Annotated in this window: 16 protein-coding genes; 6 read left to right on the top strand and 10 right to left on the bottom strand. The window is 71.3% G+C overall.

Annotated elements, in window-relative coordinates; translation table 11 throughout:
* Positions 1–79: 79 nt before the first annotated feature.
* Positions 80–355 (bottom strand): GlsB/YeaQ/YmgE family stress response membrane protein, encoded by a 276-nt coding sequence (locus tag KY5_RS08700; protein WP_098241680.1) that lies wholly within the window; start codon positions 353–355, stop codon positions 80–82.
* Positions 356–569: 214 nt separating this feature from the next.
* Here KY5_RS08700 and KY5_RS08705 point away from each other — a divergent pair, with 214 nt between their 5' ends.
* Entirely contained in the window at positions 570–956 is a 387-nt protein-coding gene (locus KY5_RS08705) for a DUF3099 domain-containing protein (RefSeq protein ID WP_098241681.1), read from the top strand.
* Between the two features lie 209 nt (positions 957–1165).
* Positions 1166–1399 (top strand): hypothetical protein, encoded by a 234-nt coding sequence (locus tag KY5_RS08710; protein WP_098247130.1) that lies wholly within the window; start codon positions 1166–1168, stop codon positions 1397–1399.
* 691 nt (positions 1400–2090) lie between these two features.
* Here KY5_RS08710 and moaA read toward each other — a convergent pair.
* The 3 genes from moaA to KY5_RS08725 form a co-directional block, all read right to left on the bottom strand.
* Positions 2091–3098, bottom strand: coding sequence for a GTP 3',8-cyclase MoaA (gene moaA / locus KY5_RS08715; RefSeq protein ID WP_098241682.1), 1008 nt, complete (start codon positions 3096–3098; stop codon positions 2091–2093).
* A gap of 159 nt (positions 3099–3257) precedes the next feature.
* Positions 3258–4895, bottom strand: a complete 1638-nt coding sequence (locus KY5_RS08720) for a cation acetate symporter (protein ID WP_098241683.1) — start codon at positions 4893–4895, stop codon at positions 3258–3260.
* A complete protein-coding gene (locus KY5_RS08725; RefSeq protein ID WP_234362658.1) occupies positions 4892–5260 on the bottom strand; it encodes a DUF485 domain-containing protein in 369 nt (122 codons plus the stop codon). Before KY5_RS08725 ends, KY5_RS08720 begins: the two co-directional genes overlap by 4 nt.
* Before the next feature lie 354 nt (positions 5261–5614).
* Between KY5_RS08725 and KY5_RS08730 the strand changes: the two genes are divergently transcribed.
* From KY5_RS08730 to KY5_RS08745, 4 genes are all read left to right on the top strand, one after another.
* Complete coding sequence (locus KY5_RS08730; RefSeq protein ID WP_098241685.1) at positions 5615–7156, top strand: S8 family serine peptidase; 1542 nt, start codon at positions 5615–5617, stop codon at positions 7154–7156.
* Positions 7156–8733, top strand: a complete 1578-nt coding sequence (locus KY5_RS08735) for a S8 family serine peptidase (protein ID WP_098241686.1) — start codon at positions 7156–7158, stop codon at positions 8731–8733. Before KY5_RS08730 ends, KY5_RS08735 begins: the two co-directional genes overlap by 1 nt.
* Before the next feature lie 83 nt (positions 8734–8816).
* Positions 8817–10223 (top strand): CoA transferase, encoded by a 1407-nt coding sequence (locus KY5_RS08740; protein WP_098241687.1) that lies wholly within the window; start codon positions 8817–8819, stop codon positions 10221–10223.
* A 152-nt stretch (positions 10224–10375) separates the two neighbouring features.
* Entirely contained in the window at positions 10376–11386 is a 1011-nt protein-coding gene (locus tag KY5_RS08745; protein ID WP_418952864.1) for a CopD family protein, read from the top strand.
* Between the two features lie 27 nt (positions 11387–11413).
* On the opposite strand, the gene KY5_RS08750 is transcribed toward KY5_RS08745, so the two are convergent.
* From KY5_RS08750 to KY5_RS08775, 6 genes are all read right to left on the bottom strand, one after another.
* Positions 11414–12457 (bottom strand): zinc-dependent alcohol dehydrogenase family protein, encoded by a 1044-nt coding sequence (locus KY5_RS08750; protein ID WP_098241688.1) that lies wholly within the window; start codon positions 12455–12457, stop codon positions 11414–11416.
* Between the two features lie 36 nt (positions 12458–12493).
* Positions 12494–13228: a lysoplasmalogenase gene (locus KY5_RS08755; RefSeq protein ID WP_098241689.1), complete on the bottom strand. Its 735-nt coding sequence runs from the start codon at positions 13226–13228 to the stop codon at positions 12494–12496.
* Positions 13225–14130 (bottom strand): sterol desaturase family protein, encoded by a 906-nt coding sequence (locus KY5_RS08760; RefSeq protein ID WP_234362660.1) that lies wholly within the window; start codon positions 14128–14130, stop codon positions 13225–13227. The genes KY5_RS08755 and KY5_RS08760 overlap by 4 nt, the downstream gene beginning before the upstream one ends.
* Before the next feature lie 131 nt (positions 14131–14261).
* The gene (locus tag KY5_RS08765) at positions 14262–14972 is read right to left on the bottom strand and encodes a VIT1/CCC1 transporter family protein (RefSeq protein ID WP_098241690.1); all 711 of its coding nucleotides are present in this window, start codon (positions 14970–14972) and stop codon (positions 14262–14264) included.
* Between the two features lie 24 nt (positions 14973–14996).
* Positions 14997–16241: an amidohydrolase family protein gene (locus KY5_RS08770; RefSeq protein WP_098241691.1), complete on the bottom strand. Its 1245-nt coding sequence runs from the start codon at positions 16239–16241 to the stop codon at positions 14997–14999.
* Complete coding sequence (locus KY5_RS08775; protein ID WP_098241692.1) at positions 16238–17548, bottom strand: amidohydrolase family protein; 1311 nt, start codon at positions 17546–17548, stop codon at positions 16238–16240. The genes KY5_RS08770 and KY5_RS08775 overlap by 4 nt, the downstream gene beginning before the upstream one ends.
* Positions 17549–17553: the final 5 nt, after the last annotated feature.

Here is a 17553-nt window from a genome sequence, read left to right on the forward strand (position 1 = left end):
ACGACGGCGAGGGCCTGCGTACGACGGCGAGGGCCCGGCCCCCTTCACCAGGGGGTCGGGCCCTCGCCGTCCGCGTGGTTCAGGTCGTCTGTCTGTTGCCCTTGATCATCTTGTACGCCGCGTCACCGACACCGACCACGACGACCGCCGCGACCAGCTGCAACGCGTGCCGGCCCCAGTCGATGCCCCGGGTCTCGTTGATGCCGAACTTCGTCGCGAGCCAGTTGCCCACGACCGCGCCGATGATGCCGAACACGGTGGTCAGCCAGAGCGGACTGTGCTGCTTGCCGGGCAGGATCGCCTTGGCGATCAGCCCCAGCACGAATCCCACGATGATCGCCCACAACCAGCCCATCACTGCCTCCTCGTACGGCTCGACATGAGCAGTAACGCAAGTGTCTGTCCGTCCCCCGTACGGCGCATGTCGGGCACCGCCATACGTGGCGAGGCGCAGGAAGTACACCGAGGTGGGGCGTCCCCCGGTCTCGTAGGCGACGGAGCCCCGGCGTAACGTGGAACGCGGTCCGGGCCGGGGAGAGCTCGGCGGAACGGGCAGGTGGTGGAACGTGATGCGGAAGCGGAGCGGCGCCGAGGTCTTCCGGATCACGGGAGCCAGGCAGGGGCTCGCCGAGGACGTCCGCGGCAGGCAGCGGCGGTACGTGATCTCGATGTCGATCAGGACCCTGTCGGTCGTCGCGGCGGCGACGCTGTGGAACGTCGAGCGGCATGTCGCCCTCGTCGCTCTGGTACTCGGAGTTCTCCTCCCGTACATCTCCGTGGTGATCGCCAACGCCGGTCGCGAGAGCAATCCCGCGCTTCCTTCGACGTTCGTACCCGCTCCTTCTCGGCCAATGCTCGCGCCGCCCGCTCCCGCGGCCGCCGCGGAATCCGTCCCGGAAGATCCCCTGGGGCCCGCCCACGACCAGCGGCGCGGCTCATCGCGTGATCAGAACTGACCGTCGACGTTCCGCCAAGCTCAAGAAAACCTCAGATCAATCATGTAGTTCCGGTGCCAGTTGCCGGGCCCTCCATGACATACTTCGTACGCGCTCCGCATCCCCCGTCGGAGCGACAGACCGACGCCGGGCAGCTCCCCCCGTGGCTGCTCGGCGTCGCCTTGTTCCATGGGCAGTTGACCACGACTGCGAAGCACTTGGACGCGACTGTGAGTGACGAAACCCCCATCTGTTCCGCCAAGGGCTGCCGCGTCGCCGCGGTCTGGGTGCTCGCCTGGAACAACCCCAAGATCCACACCCCGGAGCGCCGCAAGACGTGGCTCGCGTGCGAGGAGCACCGGGAGCATCTCTCCCAGTTCCTGGGGGTGCGCGGGATGCTCAAGGACGTCGTGACGCTGCCCGAATGGGAGTCCCGCGACAGCGGCTCGGCCGCCGACCACTGAGCGGAAGCTTCCGTCGAGTGCTGAGCGGCACCCTCCGTGGACCACTGGGTCGAACCTGCCATGGTCCGCCGAGCGGAATCCGCTCCGGAGCGCCGAGCAACTCGAGCGAGCAGCCGTTTCCGGGCCCGTTCTCACCAACTCCCCACCCCTCAAGGCCCGTTGAGGACCTTCCTGACCTGGCAAACCTCAAGAAAACCTCAGATCAATCATGTAGTTCCGGTGCCGGTTGCCGGGCCCCCCGTGACATACTTCGTACGCGCTCCGCATCCCCCGTCGGAGCGACGGACCCACAAGCCAACACCCCTGCGCGTGGTTCCGTGCGGTCATTTCCGTGACGAAGGGGGGTGGATAAATGAATGATCGTCAGTGGCAGCCGCGCAAGCGCTGGACCGGTCCCGAGAAGTGGCAGGTCTGCATCGGATTGCTCGGCTTACTCGCAACGATCACCGGATGTGTGGGGCAGTTCGTCCAGTAGGGCGCCCACCCACGAGAGACGCGGTCGCGCCGGTCCTGCTGCACAAGCAGCGAGCCCGGTCGAGTCTTAGGCGACCGGGCTCGTGAACTACTGCGCGAAGGGCCTCACTCTGGCAGGAGTTGGGGCCCTTCGTCATGCCCGGTGACAACCGCTCATGACCCTGGAAATACTACAGGTCGCGGCGCCCCTGGGTTAAGTCATAAGAGTCATTGCCCGCTAGCCGCCGATCGCCGACATCGGCCGCTCCGGCTGCAGGAACGACGGGTCGTCCAGGCCCGAGCCCGCCTTCTTGCCCCACATCGCCAGCTTCCAGATGCGGGCGATCGCCTCGTCCGAGCCGTCCGTGCTGTCCTCGGGGGCCGCGCGGAGGGCTCCTCGCAGGTCGGTCTCCTCGGTGGCGAACAGGCAGGTGCGCACCTGGCCGTCGGCCGTCAGTCTCGTACGGTCGCAGGCCGAGCAGAAGGGGCGGGTGACGGAGGCGATGACGCCGACGCGGTGCGGGCCGCCGTCCACGATCCAGCGCTCGGCGGGGGCCGAGCCGCGCTCCGTGGAGCCCTCTTCGGTGAGCTCGAAGCGCGTCCGCAGGGACTCCAGGATGTCACCGGCCGTGATCATGCCGTCGCGCTTCCAGCCGTGCTGGGCGTCGAGCGGCATCTGCTCGATGAAACGCAGCTCGTAGTCGTTCTCCACGGCCCAGGCGAGCAGGTCCGGGGCCTCGTCGTCGTTCAGGCCCGGCATCAGGACGGTGTTCACCTTGACCGGGGTCAGGCCCGCGTCGCGGGCCGCTTCGAGTCCTTCGAGGACGTCCTTGTGGCGGTCACGACGGGTGAGTGTCTTGAAGACGTCGGGGCGCAGGGTGTCCAGGGAGACGTTGACCCGGTCGAGGCCCGCCGCCTTGAGGGCCTTGGCGGTGCGCTTGAGGCCGATGCCGTTCGTCGTCAGGGACATCTTGGGGCGCGGCTCCAACTGCGCGCAGCGCTCCACGATGCCGACGAGGCCGGGACGGAGCAGCGGCTCGCCGCCGGTGAAGCGGATCTCGGTGATGCCCAGCTGGGTGACGGCGATGCGGACAAGCCGGACGATCTCGTCGTCGGTGAGCAGATCCGGCTTGGCAAGCCACTGGAGGCCCTCTTCGGGCATGCAGTACGTGCAGCGCAGATTGCAGCGGTCGGTCAGTGAAACGCGCAGGTCAGTGGCTACTCGGCCAAAGGTATCGATGAGCACTGCGGCCCCCTCCCCGGCGGTTGGATGCTGATGTTCCCGACGTCTACGACCCTACGCCAGACCTCTGACAACGCCATGGGCCATTTGACACGAGGAACGGCGCGGCCGCGTCGTAGGACTCTACGACGCGGCCGCTACGAGCACGTGAACACCTACCGGTCAGTGGGCTCCGACGCCGGTGAGGGACTTGACCTCCAGCTCGGCGTACTTGCCCTTGTCCGGCTCCTCCTTGGACAGGAGCGAGCCGATCCAGCCGAGCAGGAAGCCCAGCGGGATGGAGATCAGGCCCGGGTTCTCCAGCGGGAAGAAGTCGAAGTTCGCGTCGGGGAACATCGAGGAGGGCTTGCCGGAGACCACCGGCGAGAACAGCACGAGCCCGACGGCGGCGACCAGACCGCCGTAGATCGACCAGAGCGCGCCCTGCGTGGTGAACCGCTTCCAGAACAGGCTGTAGAGGATCGTCGGCAGGTTCGCCGATGCCGCGACCGCGAAGGCGAGGGCGACGAGCCCCGCGACGTTCAGGTCGCGGGCGAGGGCGCCGAGCGCGATGGAGACGATGCCGATGAAGACGGTCGACCAGCGGGCCGCCTTCATCTCCTCCTTCTCGGTGGCCTTGCCCTTGCGGATGACGTTCGCGTAGATGTCGTGCGCGAACGAGGACGACGAGGCGAGGGTGAGGCCCGCGACGACCGCGAGGATGGTGGCGAAGGCGACCGCGGAGATCACCGCGAGCAGGATGGCGCCGCCGGTCGAGTCGCCACCGCCGCCGATCTCCAGGGCGGCGAGCGGCGCCGCGGTGTTGCCCGCCTTGTTCGAGGCGATGATGTCGCCGGGCTTGAGCAGCGCGGCGGCGCCGAAGCCGAGGACGATCGTCATCAGGTAGAAGGCGCCGATGATGCCGATCGCCCAGTTCACGGACTTACGGGCGGCCTTGGCCGTGGGCACCGTGTAGAAGCGGATCAGGATGTGCGGCAGGCCCGCGGTGCCGAGGACCAGGGCGATGCCGAGCGAGATGAAGTCCAGCTTCGAGGTGCCGCTCGCGCCGTACTTGAGGCCGGGCTCGAGGAACTTCGAGCCATGGCCGCTGTTGGAGGCGGCCGAGCCGAGCAGGTCGGAGACGTTGAAGTGGAACTTCAGCAGGATCAGGAAGGTGATGAGGATGGTGCCGGTGATGAGCAGGACGGCCTTGACCATCTGCACCCAGGTGGTGCCCTTCATGCCGCCGATGGTCACGTAGACGATCATCAGGACGCCGACGAGGGCGACGATGAGGACCTTGCCCGCGTCGGAGGTGATGCCGAGGAGGAGCGAGACCAGGACGCCCGCGCCCGCCATCTGCGCGAGCAGATAGAAGATCGACACGACGATGGTGGAGGTGCCCGCCGCCGTACGGACCGGGCGCTGGCGCATCCGGTAGGCGAGGACGTCGCCCATCGTGTAGCGGCCGGAGTTGCGCAGCGGCTCGGCGACCAGGAGCAGCGCCACGAGCCAGGCGACGAGGAAGCCGATGGAGTAGAGGAACCCGTCGTACCCGAAGAGCGCGATGGCGCCCGCGATGCCGAGGAAGGACGCGGCGGACATGTAGTCGCCGGAGATCGCCAGGCCGTTCTGGAAGCCGGTGAACTGGCGCCCGCCCGCGTAGAAGTCGGCGGCGCTCTTGGTCTGCCGTCCCGCCCAGACGGTGATGACCAGCGTCGCGACGACGAAGGCCGCGAAGAGGCTGATGATCAGTGGCCGGTGCTCGGAGGCGTCCGAGGCCGCCGCGAGGTCGATGACGGCGGTGTGCGCGGGGCTCATGCCGCTCCCTCCATACGGGACTTGATCGCCTCGGCCTTGGGGTCGAGCTTCGACGCGGCGTGGCGGGAGTAGAACCAGGCGATGAGGAACGTGGTCAGGAACTGCCCGAGGCCGAGCGCGAGGGCGACGTTGATGTTGCCGAAGAGCTTGGTGCCCATGAAGTCGCCCGCGTAGTTGGAGAGCAGGACGTACACCAGGTACCAGGTGATGAAGGCGATGGTGAGCGGGAAGGCGAACGAGCGGTGCGCTTGGCGCAGTTCACCGAATTCCGCACTCTCCTGCACCTCGATGAACTCCTCCGTGGAGGGCGCGTGGGGAGTGGGTTCTGAGCCGCCCTTCGAAGGTGGCGGGGCGTCGGTGGCCACGGAGTCTCCTCGTGGTGCGGGTGGGGTGGGGACGGACAGTTGTTCCATGGGCTCTGATCTCTCGCTCCGACAGTGACGCGGATCACGTGAGCCACGGATGGCGATGCTAAGGCCATGGAGGCGTGATCCGACAGGGGGTTGATGTTGCTTCTGTGACGTACTCAACGTCGGGGCGACACGTGCGACGCGGCCCAACTCCCCGGTTTCTTCGGCAAGTCATTGCTGGCCTGGGACTTCCCGGGTTAGCTTCACCCTGAACCACCCGTCATGTACCTGCCCGAGCACCACCTGTGTTCGGGCAGTTCCGTATGCGATTCCGTGTGCGGTTCCGTCTCCGGATGATGTGGAGATCCCATGGCTCATCTGCGTTCCAGACGTCGTACGGCGCTCGCCCTGCCGCTCGGCATCGCCCTCGCCGCCTCGGTCGGGTTCCTGCCCGGCGCCGCCTCCGCGGCCTCGAACGAGTCGCCCGCCCCCGTGTCGGCACAGGCCGCGAAGGACGCCCCCGCCCTCGCGTACGTCGTCAACACCCGTGCGGACCACAAGACGATCCAGTACGTGAAGAAGGCGATCGCCGAGAACGGCGGATCCGTGGTCGTCGCGTACGAGAAGATCGGCGTGATCGTCGCGCATTCGTCGAACCCGGACTTCGGCAAGCAGATACGCCAGGTGCGCGGCGTGCAGACCGCGGGCGCGACCCGCACCGCGCCGCTCACCGCCGCGGGCACCACCGAGGACGGCGCGCCGACGCCCCTCTCCAAGGCCGCCGCCAAGTCCCTGAAGGCCGCCGCCGCTCCGGGCGACGAGCCGCTCGAGGCCGACCAGTGGGACCTGCGGGCGATCGGCGCCGACAAGGCCGCCAAGATCAACCCGGGCAGCCGGAAGGTCACCGTCGGCGTGATCGACACGGGCGTGGACGACACCCACCCCGACCTCGCGCCCAACTTCTCGGCCTCGCAGTCGGCGAGCTGTGTCGGCGGCAAGGCCGACACCTCCCCCGGCGCCTGGCGCCCGGCGAACAAGGACTCCTACCACGGCACGCACGTGGCCGGTGAGATCGCCGCCGCGCGCAACGGCGTCGGCGTCGCGGGCGTGGCGCCCGGCGTCAAGGTCTCGGGCATCAAGGTGGCCGACCCGGTCAACGAGCTGTTCTACCCGGAGAGCGTGGTCTGCGCCTTCGTGTTCGCCGCCGACCACGGCGTGGAGATCACCAACAACAGCTACTACGTGGACCCGTGGCTGTACAACTGCAAGGACGACCCGGACCAGCGGGCCATCGTCGACGCGGTCAACCGCGCGCAGCTGTACGCGCAGCGCAAGGGCACGCTCAGCCTGGCCTCCGCGGGCAACTCCAACCACGACCTGGACTCGGACGCGATCGTCGACACGTCGAGCCCGGACGACTCCACCCCGGTGCCGCGCACCATCGACCCGCACGAGTGCCTGGACGTCCCCACCCAGCTCCCCGGCGTCGTCACCGTCAGCGCGACGGGCGTCAAGGACCTGAAGTCGATCTACTCCAGCTACGGCAAGGGCGTCATCGACGTCGCGGCGCCGGGCGGCGACAAGTTCCAGATCCCGGCCGACACCCCGTCCAAGAACGGCCGCATCCTCTCCACGATGCCGGGCGGCGAGTACGGCTGGCTGCAGGGCACCTCGATGGCATCGCCGCACGCCGCGGGCGTCGCCGCGCTGATCAAGTCCACGCACCCCAAGGCGGGCCCCGCCGAACTCCAGCGGCTGCTCAAGAAGCAGGCCGACAGGCTCTCCTGCCCCGAGTCCTACGACCCGGACGGTGACGGCGACGTCGACGCGATCTGCCAGGACGGCGGCAAGAACAAGAACGGCTTCTACGGCAGCGGTCTCGTCGACGCGCTCGCCGCCGTGAAGAAGTGATGGGGAGAACGAACGTGAACAGGTCCCTGAAGAGTGCCGCTCCCGGCGCGCGCTCGCGGCGCGCGCTGGCCCTTCCGCTCGGTGTCGCGGTGGTCGCGGCCGTCGCCCTGCTGCCCGCGACGGCCTCCGCAAGGCCCGCCGACCTGCCCGGCGCGAGCCCGTCGGCCGCGCCCGCCGCGGACGGCACACCGATGAGCTACGTCGTCAACGTCCGCCCCGGCACGGCGAGTTCCGCGTGGGCGAAGAAGGCCATCGCCAAGGCGGGCGGCACCGTCGTCATCGCGTACGACAAGATCGGCGTCATCGTCGTCCACTCCTCGGAGGCCGGGTTCGCGCAGACGATCCGCAAGGCCAAGGGCGTCCAGTCGGCGGGCGCCACGCGCACCGCGCCGCTGTCGGCCCAGTCCGACGACGCGATCGAGTCCGAGCGGCCGCTGAGCGCCGCCGAGGCGAAGGCCGCGGCGGGCAAGGCGTCGGCGGGGCAGGACGAGTTGGAGCCGCTGCAGTGGGACCTGCCCGCCATGAAGGCGGACAAGGCCCACGAGGTCTCGCTCGGCAGCCCGAAGGTCACCGTCGGCGTCCTGGACTCCGGGGTCGACGACACGCACCCCGACATCGCGCCGAACTTCGACCGCGCGGCGTCGGCGAGCTGCCTGGGCGGCGTGCCGGTGCAGAAGGACGCCGCGTGGCGTCCGGTGGCCAAGGAGAGCGACCACGGCATGCACGTGGCGGGCACGATCGCCGCCGCGAAGAACGGCACCGGCGTCACGGGCGTGGCGCCCGGCGTGAAGGTGGCGAGCCTGAAGGTGGCCGAGCCGGCGACCGGCATGTACTACACGGAGGCCGTGGTCTGCGGCTTCATGTGGGCGGCCGACCACGGCGTCGACGTCACCAACAGCAGCTACTACACCGACCCGTGGCTGTTCAACTGCACGACGGACGACGACCAGAAGGCGCTCGTCGACGCCGTCGGGCGGGCCACGAAGTACGCCGAGCGCAAGGGCGCGGTGAACGTCGCGGCCGCGGGCAACGCCAAGACCGACCTGGCCCAGGACGAGATACTCGACGAATCCAGCCCCGACGACACCACTCCGGTGCCGCGGACCGTCAAGACCAAGGACTGCTTCGACATCCCGTCGCAGCTGCCGGGCGTCGTGACGGTCTCCGCCACCGGCGCGAAGGGCATCAAGTCGTCGTACTCGAACTACGGCAAGGGCGTCATCGACATCGCGGCGCCGGGCGGCGACTCCACCAAGTACCAGGCTCCGCAGGCACCGGCCGTCGACGGCCGGATCCTGTCGACGCTGCCGGGCGGCAAGTTCGGCTACAAGGCGGGCACGTCGATGGCGTCCCCGCACGTCGCGGGCCTCGCCGCGCTGATCAAGTCCACGCACCCGCACGCCTCGGCGGCACGGGTCAAGGAGCTCATGTACCGCCAGGCGGACCGGATGGCGTGCACCGATCCGTACGACTTCGACGGTGACGGCAAGGTCGACGCGGTCTGCGAGGGCGGCAAGAACAAGAACGGCTTCTACGGCGTGGGCATGGCCGACGCGTTGGACGCCGTACGGAAGTAGCGCTCATCCAGGTGTGAGTGGCGCACGGGAGGGCCGGGCGGCCGAGGGTCGCCCGGCCCTCGCGCGCGCGGCATAGTGCACGCATGACGCACATACCGCCGCGAGGAGTGGAAGCCACCCGCGCCACCTACGCCGCATGGGCCGCGCTCGACGGCGCGCCCGCCCTCCTCGACCGGCTCTCCGCCGTCACCCGTGCCGGCGCGCTGCCAGGACGTCTGCCCGTCGGCGGACTCGCCCGCGCCTGCGTGGGCGCCTGCGCGCTGGCCGCCGCCGAGTTGACCGCGCTGCGCACCGGGGGCGACGTGCCCCGGGTCCTGGTCGACGACGGCGCGGTGGCCACGGCCTTCACCAGCGAGCGGCACCTGTCGGTGGACGGCGGGAAGCCGGTGAACTTCGCCCCGCTGTCCCGGTTCTGGCGCACCGCGGACGGCTGGGTGCGCACCCACGCCAACTATCCGCACCACAGGGCGGCGTTGCTCGCCGCCCTCGACGCCCCCGGGTCCGAGGACGCGGTGGCCGCGCGCCTCGCGGAACTGCCCGCCAGGTACGTCGAGGACGCGGTGTACGCCGCCGGTGGGCTCGCCGTCGCGCTGCGGACGCCCGAGGAGTGGGCGGCGCATCCACAGGGGGCGGCGTCGGCCGGGCAGCCGCTGGTGCACAGGGAACGGCTCGGGCCCGCGCCCGCGCGTGGCCTCGCCCGGCTCACCGGCTCCCCCGCGCGGCCCGCCGAAGGACTGCGCGTGCTCGACCTCACCCGGGTCATCGCGGGGCCCGTGGCGACCCGCACGCTGGCGCTGCTCGGCGCGGACGTGCTGCGCGTCGACCCGCCGGGGCTGCCCGAACTCGCCGATCAGCACGCGGACACCGGCTTCGGGAAGCGGTCGGCGACGCTCGACCTCGGGGACCGTGCGGACCGGCGCGTCTTCGACGGCCTGCTCGCCGCGGCCGACGTCGTCGTCACGGGGTACCGGCCCGGCGCCCTGGACCGGTTCGGGCTCTCGCCCGGGGAACTGGCCGCGCGCAGGCCGGGCCTCGTCGTCGCGCAGTTGTCGGCGTGGGGCGCGGCGGGCCCGTGGGCGCGACGGCGCGGCTTCGACAGTCTCGTGCAGGTGGCCACCGGGATCGCCGCCGTCGAGGGGGAACCGGACCGGCCGGGCGCGCTGCCCGCGCAGGCCCTGGACCACGGCACCGGATATCTGCTCGCGGCGGCCGTGCTGCGGACCGTGAGCGAGCAGGCGTCGCGGGGCGGTACCGGGTGCGTACGCCTCTCCCTCGCCCGTACGGCGGCATGGCTGATGTCGCTCGGCGCCGCGGAATCCGGCGGGCGGTGCGAGGACGCCTACGACGGCCCCGCGCCCTGGCTCACCGAGAGCGACAGCCCGCTGGGGCGGCTCCGGTACGCCCTGCCGCCCGTCTCCTTCACCGGCGGGCCCGCCAACTGGGCGTACCCGCCCGGGCGTTGGGGCACCGACCGGCCCCGGTGGCGGTGAGGCGGCGGGCACGGCGGCGAGCGTTACGGTCCGATCGGAACGCCTTTGCACCAGTTGTCCCCCAGGACTTGCCCGTCGAGGGGACCCCTGGTGAAGATCATGTGGTGAGCTCCATACGACCGTCCGCCGAGCCCGGAGGCGATGCCGCCGGCATACCGGCCACCGCCGCCGCATCGCACCGCGCGCCGCGCCGCCGCCCTTCGGTGGGACGTGCCGCGGCCGTGCTCGTCCTCGTGGCCGTCGCCGCGCTGATCCCGTTGCTCGGCCCCTCGGCCGTACTGGACGGCACCGGCGAGGCGGAGGCCCCCGGCACGGCGGGGATCACGTTGCTGCGCGGGGTCCTGTTCGGCGCGCTCTGCGTGCAGCTGGGCGAGGTGTTCGCGACCCGGCTCGCCCGCCGGGTACCGGGGGCGCCGCGCGGCAGGGCGGGCGAACCGCGCGGCTGGGGTCCCTACGCGGCGTGGGCGGGGTTCGCCGCGGCGCTCGGGCTCGCCGCGATCGTGGCGAACGGCAACCTCGTCCCGCAGCAGCTCTCCGACCTGGACATCGGGCGCCTGTACGACACACGGGACGGCAGGCTCGCCCTCCTGGAGGTCAACGCCTTCATCGCGGCGGCGCTGTGCGCCCGCTCGCGGCGCCCGGCGGGAGCGGCACTCCCGCTGGCGGCGGTGATCGTCGCCGAGGCGCTGCGGGCACACCCTCCGGCGGAGGACTCCGCGCTCATCGGCAGCGGCCTCACGCTGGTGCATCTGACCTGCGCGGCACTGTGGGCGGGCGGTCTGCTGTACGTCCTTCGCCTGCTGCGGCGATGGCGGACGTCCGCTCCGGAGGCGGGCATCGCGGTCCTCGGGCTCTACGCGCGCGTGGCCGCCGTGCTGTTCGCCGCGATCACGGCGACCGGCGTCGTCAGCACGCTGCGCCGGATGCCGCCGGGCACGGTCGTGGACCAGCTGACCGAGACGGCCTACGGCCGCACCCTGCTCGCCAAGGTGCTCGTGGTGGCCGTCGTCGCGGTGCTCGCCCTGTGCGCCAGACAGCGGCTGCGGGGCGCCGGGGACCGCGTCGGCGCCTACGTCCCCGCGCGCGGGGAGGTGGTCGCGCTGGCTGCCGTCGTGGCCCTCTCGGCGCTGCTCACCGCGGTACCGGTGCCGATCCGCTGGTGACCCGCCGCCTGCTCCCGCGCCGCCCGGTCAGAAGGCGATCTGGACCTTGAGCGCGGTGCGCTCGTCCATCGCCTTGTAGCCCTGCGGCACGTGCTCGACGCCGATCGTCAGGTCGAAGACGGGCGAGGGGTCGATGGTGCCGTCCAGGACGTCGGGCAGCAGCTCGGGGATGTAGGTGCGCACCGGCGCGACGCCGCCGCGCAGGGCGATGTTCCTGTTGAACATGACGCCCAGGTCGAGACCGGTGCCGCTGCCGTGCGGGACGCCGACGAAGCCGATCGCGCCGCCGTCGCGCGTGATGTCCACGGCCGTACGCATCGACTGCTCGGTGCCGACCGCCTCGATCACGGAGTGCGCGCCCTGGCCGCGGGTGAGCTCGCGGACGGCGGCCACCGCGGCGTCCCCGCGCTCGGCGACGACGTCCGTGGCGCCGAAGCGGCGCGCGATGTCCGTACGGGCCGTGTGGCGGCCGAGCGCGATGATCCGCTCGGCGCCGAGCCGCTTGGCCGCGAGGACCGCGCACAGGCCGACCGCGCCGTCGCCGACGACCACGACCGTGGCTCCCGGGCGGGCGCCCGCGCCGAGCGCCGCGTGGTGGCCCGTGCCCAGGACGTCCGAGAGGGTCAGGAGGCCGGAGAGCAGGTGCTCGTCGGACGCGGCCTCGGCGGGCAGCCGGACCAGGGTGCCGTCGGCGAACGGCACCCTGACGGCCTCGCCCTGGCCGCCGTCGTAGCCCACGGAGCCCCAGAACCCGCCGTGCTCGCAGGAGGTGGTGAGGCCCTCGGCGCAGTAGTCGCAGACGCCGTCCGACCACATGAAGGGCGCCACGACGAGGTCACCGCGGCGCACCCCGCTCACCTCGGACCCGGTCTCCTCGACGATGCCGAGGAACTCGTGCCCGATCCGCTGGCCGGGCTGCCGCTTGGCCTCGCCCCGGTAGGCCCACAGGTCGCTGCCGCAGATGCAGGCCCGCAGGACGCGGACGACCGCGTCGGTGGGGAGCTGGACCACCGGCTCGGGCACGTCCTCCACGCGCATGTCGAACGGGGCGTGGATGGTGGTGGCGCGCATGGGTGATCCTTCGTGCGGTTCAGGAGGTCGTGCGGTTCAGGAGGTCGTACTGGTCATACGCCTTTCACCGTACGCCCGGCCGGACTCCTGTCGTCCACCGGTCACCGTCAGTACGCCCCTGACCAGCAGGAACTGCGCCGCGATATAGGTGAGCATGATCGCGAAGTCGGGCCTCGGCAGTTGCGGCCACTCGGCGACGCCGGTCGCGATGAGGGTGTCGGAGAGCAGGAAGAGCGCCCCTCCCGCGGCCGCCGCGGGGCCGATGGCGGTCGCGCCGAAGGCCATCGCGGTGAGCAGCAGGCTGTAGCCCGCGACGGGGCCCCGCATGTCGGCGGGCAGGTCGGGCCAGAGGAGCGCCACGGTGACGGCGAGCGCGAGGGCGTACCCGGCCACGAGCGCGGTGCCACGCGCGCGTGCGGCCCCGCTCCCGTCCGCGTACCGCCTGAGGTCGCCGTACCTCCTGAAGTCCCCGTGCCTCCTGAAGAGCACGAGGTAGCAGACGTGCCCGGCCGCGAAGGAGCCCATCCCCGCGAGGAAGGCGGGGTCGGCGTCCAGGAGCAGGAAGGTGTCGCCGCCCCAGCCGCACAGCAGGGCGGCGACCAGCAGCCGTGGTCCGCCGCGCACCGCGACGTACGCCGCGAGCAGCGGCATGAGCAGCGGTTTGCAGACGGCGTGGCCGGGGTCGAAGTCCGCGAGGAGCGCGCCGAGATCGCCGGCCGCGGCGACGGCGAAGGCGCCGATGAGCAGGGGGGAGGCGGGCGGCCGCGTCACGCCGCACGCTCGGGGACCGTCGCGTCGGCGGTCAGCGCGGGCGCCGTGGCGGCCTCTGCCGCCTCGGACGCCTGGGGCCGCCACCCCGGTCCACGGAAGACGTGTCCGGCCCGCACGCGCCAACTCGTGGCCGCCTTGAGGTCCTTGGCGATGGCCGCGTACTCGTGCGTGGCGACGCGCAGCGGGTTGTGGGTCGCGATGTTCTTCGTCAGGCCGTACACGGGGCGGTCCGTCTCCGCGACCCACGAGCCGAACATCCGGTCCCAGATGATCAGGATGCCGCCGAAGTTGCGGTCCAGGTAGCCGCCTTGGGAGGCGTGGTGCACGCGGTGGTGCGAGGGCGTGTTGAGCACGTACTCGAAGGGCCTTGGCAGCTTGTTGATGCGCTCGGTGTGGACCCAGAACTGGTAGACCAGGTTGGTCGAGGAACAGAACGCGAGCGCGGCGGGGTGCACGCCGCAGGCGATGAGCGGCAGGTAGAACGGCCAGACCGTGAGGCTCGTCCAGGGCTGGCGCAGCGCCGTCGTGAGGTTGAACTTGCGGCTGGAGTGGTGCACCACGTGGCAGGCCCACAGGATGCGGATGACGTGGTGGCCCCGGTGCGACCAGTAGTAGAAGAAGTCCTGCGCGAGCAGCATCAGCGGGACGGTCCACCACAGGACGGGCACGCGCAGCGGGGTCAGCGCGTACACGCCCGAGTAGATCGCGACGATGGGGATCTTCCACAGGAAGTCGAAGACGAGGCTGCCGAGCCCCATGGTGACGCTGGTGGCCGCGTCCTTGGTCTCGTACCCCGCCGCGTCCTCGTCGGGATGGATCCGGTGGCTCACGATCTCGACCACGGTGAGCAGCACGAACGCAGGTATGGACCACAGCACGACATCGGGCAGGTTCGGGGACATGCGTGCACCGTAGAACGGCTGGTTGCTCGCGACTAGGGGTTGTTACCGACAAGTATTACCGGCGGTACGGGGCTGGTTGTTGGTGATCCTCACCAAAGACCGCGGACCCGGGCGGCGCAGGAGGCGGCCCCTCACACGCCGACCGCGCCGAGGAGCGCCCCCGCCCCGTAGGTCACCGCCATCGCGAGCGCGCCGCCCGCCACGTTCCGCAGGACCGCGCGGCGCGCGTCCGCCGAGCCGAGCCGGGCGCTGCTCCAACCCGTCAGCGCGAGGGCGCCGAGGACCGAGAGGACGGTGACGCAAAGGCGCCAGTCCGGCGGCGGCAGCACGATCGCGAGGAGCGGGAGCAGCGCGCCCGCGGTGAAGGCGACGAAGCTGGCCCAGGCCGCGTGCCAGGGGTTGGTGAGCGCGTCGGGGTCGATGCCGAGCTCCACGCGCGCGTGGGCCCGCAGCGCGTCCCGCTCGGTGAGCTGCTCGGCGGCCTCGCGCGCCACCTCGCGGCTGAGCCCGCGCTCGGCCAACAGGTCGGTCAGCTCGGCGAGTTCCGCCTCGGGCTGCTCGCGCAGCTCGCGCTTCTCCATGGCCAGGGCGGCCTTCTCCGAGTCGCGCTGCGTGGACACGGAGACGTACTCGCCCGCGGCCATCGACATGGAGCCCGCGAGCAGCCCGGCGAGGCCCGCGGTGAGCAGGGCGCTCCGGTCGTCGGTGGCCCCCGCGACACCGACGACGAGGCCCGCGGTGGACACGATGCCGTCGTTGGCCCCGAGCACGGCGGCCCGCAGCCAGTTGAGCCGTGAGCCGAGGGCGCCGCCGTGCGCTTCGTCGTGCGTTGCGTCAGTCACGCAGGGAGCATCGCACCACAGGGGTCACCAGATGCGTACCGACCCTCCCTGCGCGAACACCGGGCTCGTCGCGTCGGCCGGTGCCTCCTTGAGGGGTTCGTCCAGTTCCCGGACCGTCGGGCCGACGCGGGCGGCGATCTCGCCGAGTCGGTCCAGGTCGAAGCCGTAGACGCGGGCCGCGTTGCCGCCGACCATGGCCGCGATCTCGTCCCTCGGCAGGCCCGCGTAGGTGAGGCGCAGGCCCTCGCGGGAGTACGGGTGGGTGCCTTCGTCGTGGGGGTAGTCGCTGCCCCACATGATCTTGTCGAGGCCGATGCGGTCGCGCAGGGCCGCCTCGTGCGGGCGCATGAAGCTGGCGCCCACGAAGCAGTTCTCGCGCCACACCTGGGAGGGTCCCCTGCCCATCGAATCGGCGAGCCCCGCACCGAACTTGGACTCCGCGGTGTCGGCCTTGGTGGCCGCGGCGACCAGGCGCCCGTGGTAGTAGTCCAGCATGTCGAGGACGCCGGGGATCCAGCCCGAGCCCTGTTCGGTGAGGACCAGCTTGAGCTCGGGGTGGCGGCGGAAGGCCCCGCCGAAGACGAGGTGCCACAGCGCCCGGTGCGAGAACCACGTCGTCTCGACCATGAACACCGCGCGCGCGGCCGGTTCCTCGCCCAGCGGCGGCGACGCCGAGCCCGCGTGGTGGTTGACCGGCACGCCGAGCTCGGCGCAGGCCGCCCAGATCGGGTCGTACGCCGAGGAGTAGAGCTCTGGGAGGCCCGAGCCCGGCGGGGTGCCCGGCAACATGACGCCGCCGGTGAGGCCCGCCTTCACCGACCGGCGGATCTCCTCGACGGCCAGGTCGACGTCGTTCAGGAGGATCTGGAAGACGCCCGCCCTGCGTCCGGGGGCCGCCGCGCAGAAGTCGGCGAGCCAGCGGTTGTGGGCGCGCAGGCCCGCCCAGCGCTGTTCGAACTCCTCGCGGGTCGGCGCGGGGGCCATCAGCGAGGCCGAGGGGAAGAACGGCGGGATGGTGTTCGGGAAGACGACCTCGGCGACGATGCCGTCCGCTTCGAGCTCGGCGAGGCGGCGCTCCGAGTTCCAGTTGCGGTCGGCGGTGTCGGCGAGCAGGTCCTCGTACGGATTGACGTAGGTGGCCGCCCACGCGTCGAACGCGTCGTGGTGGCGGGACTCCAAGTACGGCTTGTAGTCCAGGAGATCGGCGCCCGCGTGGCAGTCGGCGGAGATGACGGTGTAACGGTCCTCAGTGGTGTCCTGTGCGCTCATGCGTCCGCCCCCAGTACCGGGAAGTCGTGGTCGGTCAGCCAGTGGCGGCCCACCTCGCGCGAGCGCGCCCAGGACGCCTCGACGGCCGCCTGGGCCGCGGCATCGGCGGACTGGCCGAGGTCGGCGGGCGTCGGGCCGATCCGCTGGGCCAGCGGCGCCAGCTTCCCGGTGTCGAAGCCGAAGACCTCGGCGGCCGCCAGGCCCAGCATCCTGCGAGTCTCCGTCACCGGGATGTCGTGGAAGGTCCTCTTCAGCCACGCGCGCGTGTCGGGCCAGGTGCCTTCGGGGTGCGGGAAGTCGCTGCCCCAGAGGATGTTGTCGACGCCGATCTCGTAGCGCTGGGCGAGTTCGCGGCGCTTGGTGTTGGTGGCGCAGACGAAGATCTGACGGTCCAGGTACTCGTGCGGCGGGCGCTTCAGCTCGGCGAACGGGGAGAGCTTCTTGCCGCCGTGCGCGCCCAGGTAGAGGCGGTCCATGAACCACAGGAGGTTCGGCAGCCACCAGCAACCGGACTCCGCGACGCCGAACTTCAGGCCCGGGTGGCGCTCGAAGACGCCCGACCAGAGCAGGAACCACAGCGGCCGCGCGGGCCACCACGTCACTTCGGAGACGTAGATCCCCAGGTGATCGCCGTACTCGTGCCGTGGTGCCGCTCCGGAGTGGGTGACCACGGGCATCGCGCACTCGGCGGCCGCCGCCCACACGGGGTCGTAACGCCGGTCGTGGTAGGGCGCCTTGTCGACCCACATGGAGGGGATCATCAGCGCGCCGAGCCCCGACTCCTTGGCGCGGCGCACCTCGGCGACGACCCGGTCGACCTCGCCGGTGAGGGGCAGCAGGGCGACGCCGCAGTGCCGTTCGGGGTGCTCGGAGACGAAGTCGGCGAGCCAGCGGTTGTGCGCCTGCGCGCCCGCCATGCCGAGTTCGGGGTCCTGGTCTCCGGAGAGGCCGAGGCCGACCCCGAAGGGCGCGGCCGTCTGGCTGTCCACGGCGTCCGCGTCGGGGAAGACGACCTCGGCGGCCACCCCGTCGCCGTCCAGCTCCTTCACGCGCTGCGCGGCGTCCCAACCCCCGCGCAGGCCCTCTTCGTTGTCGTGGAACCACTTCTCGGCGAAGGCGTCGTTGCGGATGCCGAGGCGGGTCGACTCCTCGCGACGGGCCTGCGCCTGGCCGAGGAATTCGTCGAACTGACGGTGGAATCGGCTGTCGAGATAGGGCCGGTACCGCTCGGTGGGGAGCCCGGCGTGGCAGTCGGAGGAGATGATCAGGTACGGATCGAGCGGGTTCTGTCGGTCCTGGTCGGTCATCGGTC

Source organism: Streptomyces formicae (genome assembly GCF_002556545.1).
Taxonomy (GTDB): Bacteria; Actinomycetota; Actinomycetes; order Streptomycetales; family Streptomycetaceae; genus Streptomyces; species Streptomyces formicae_A.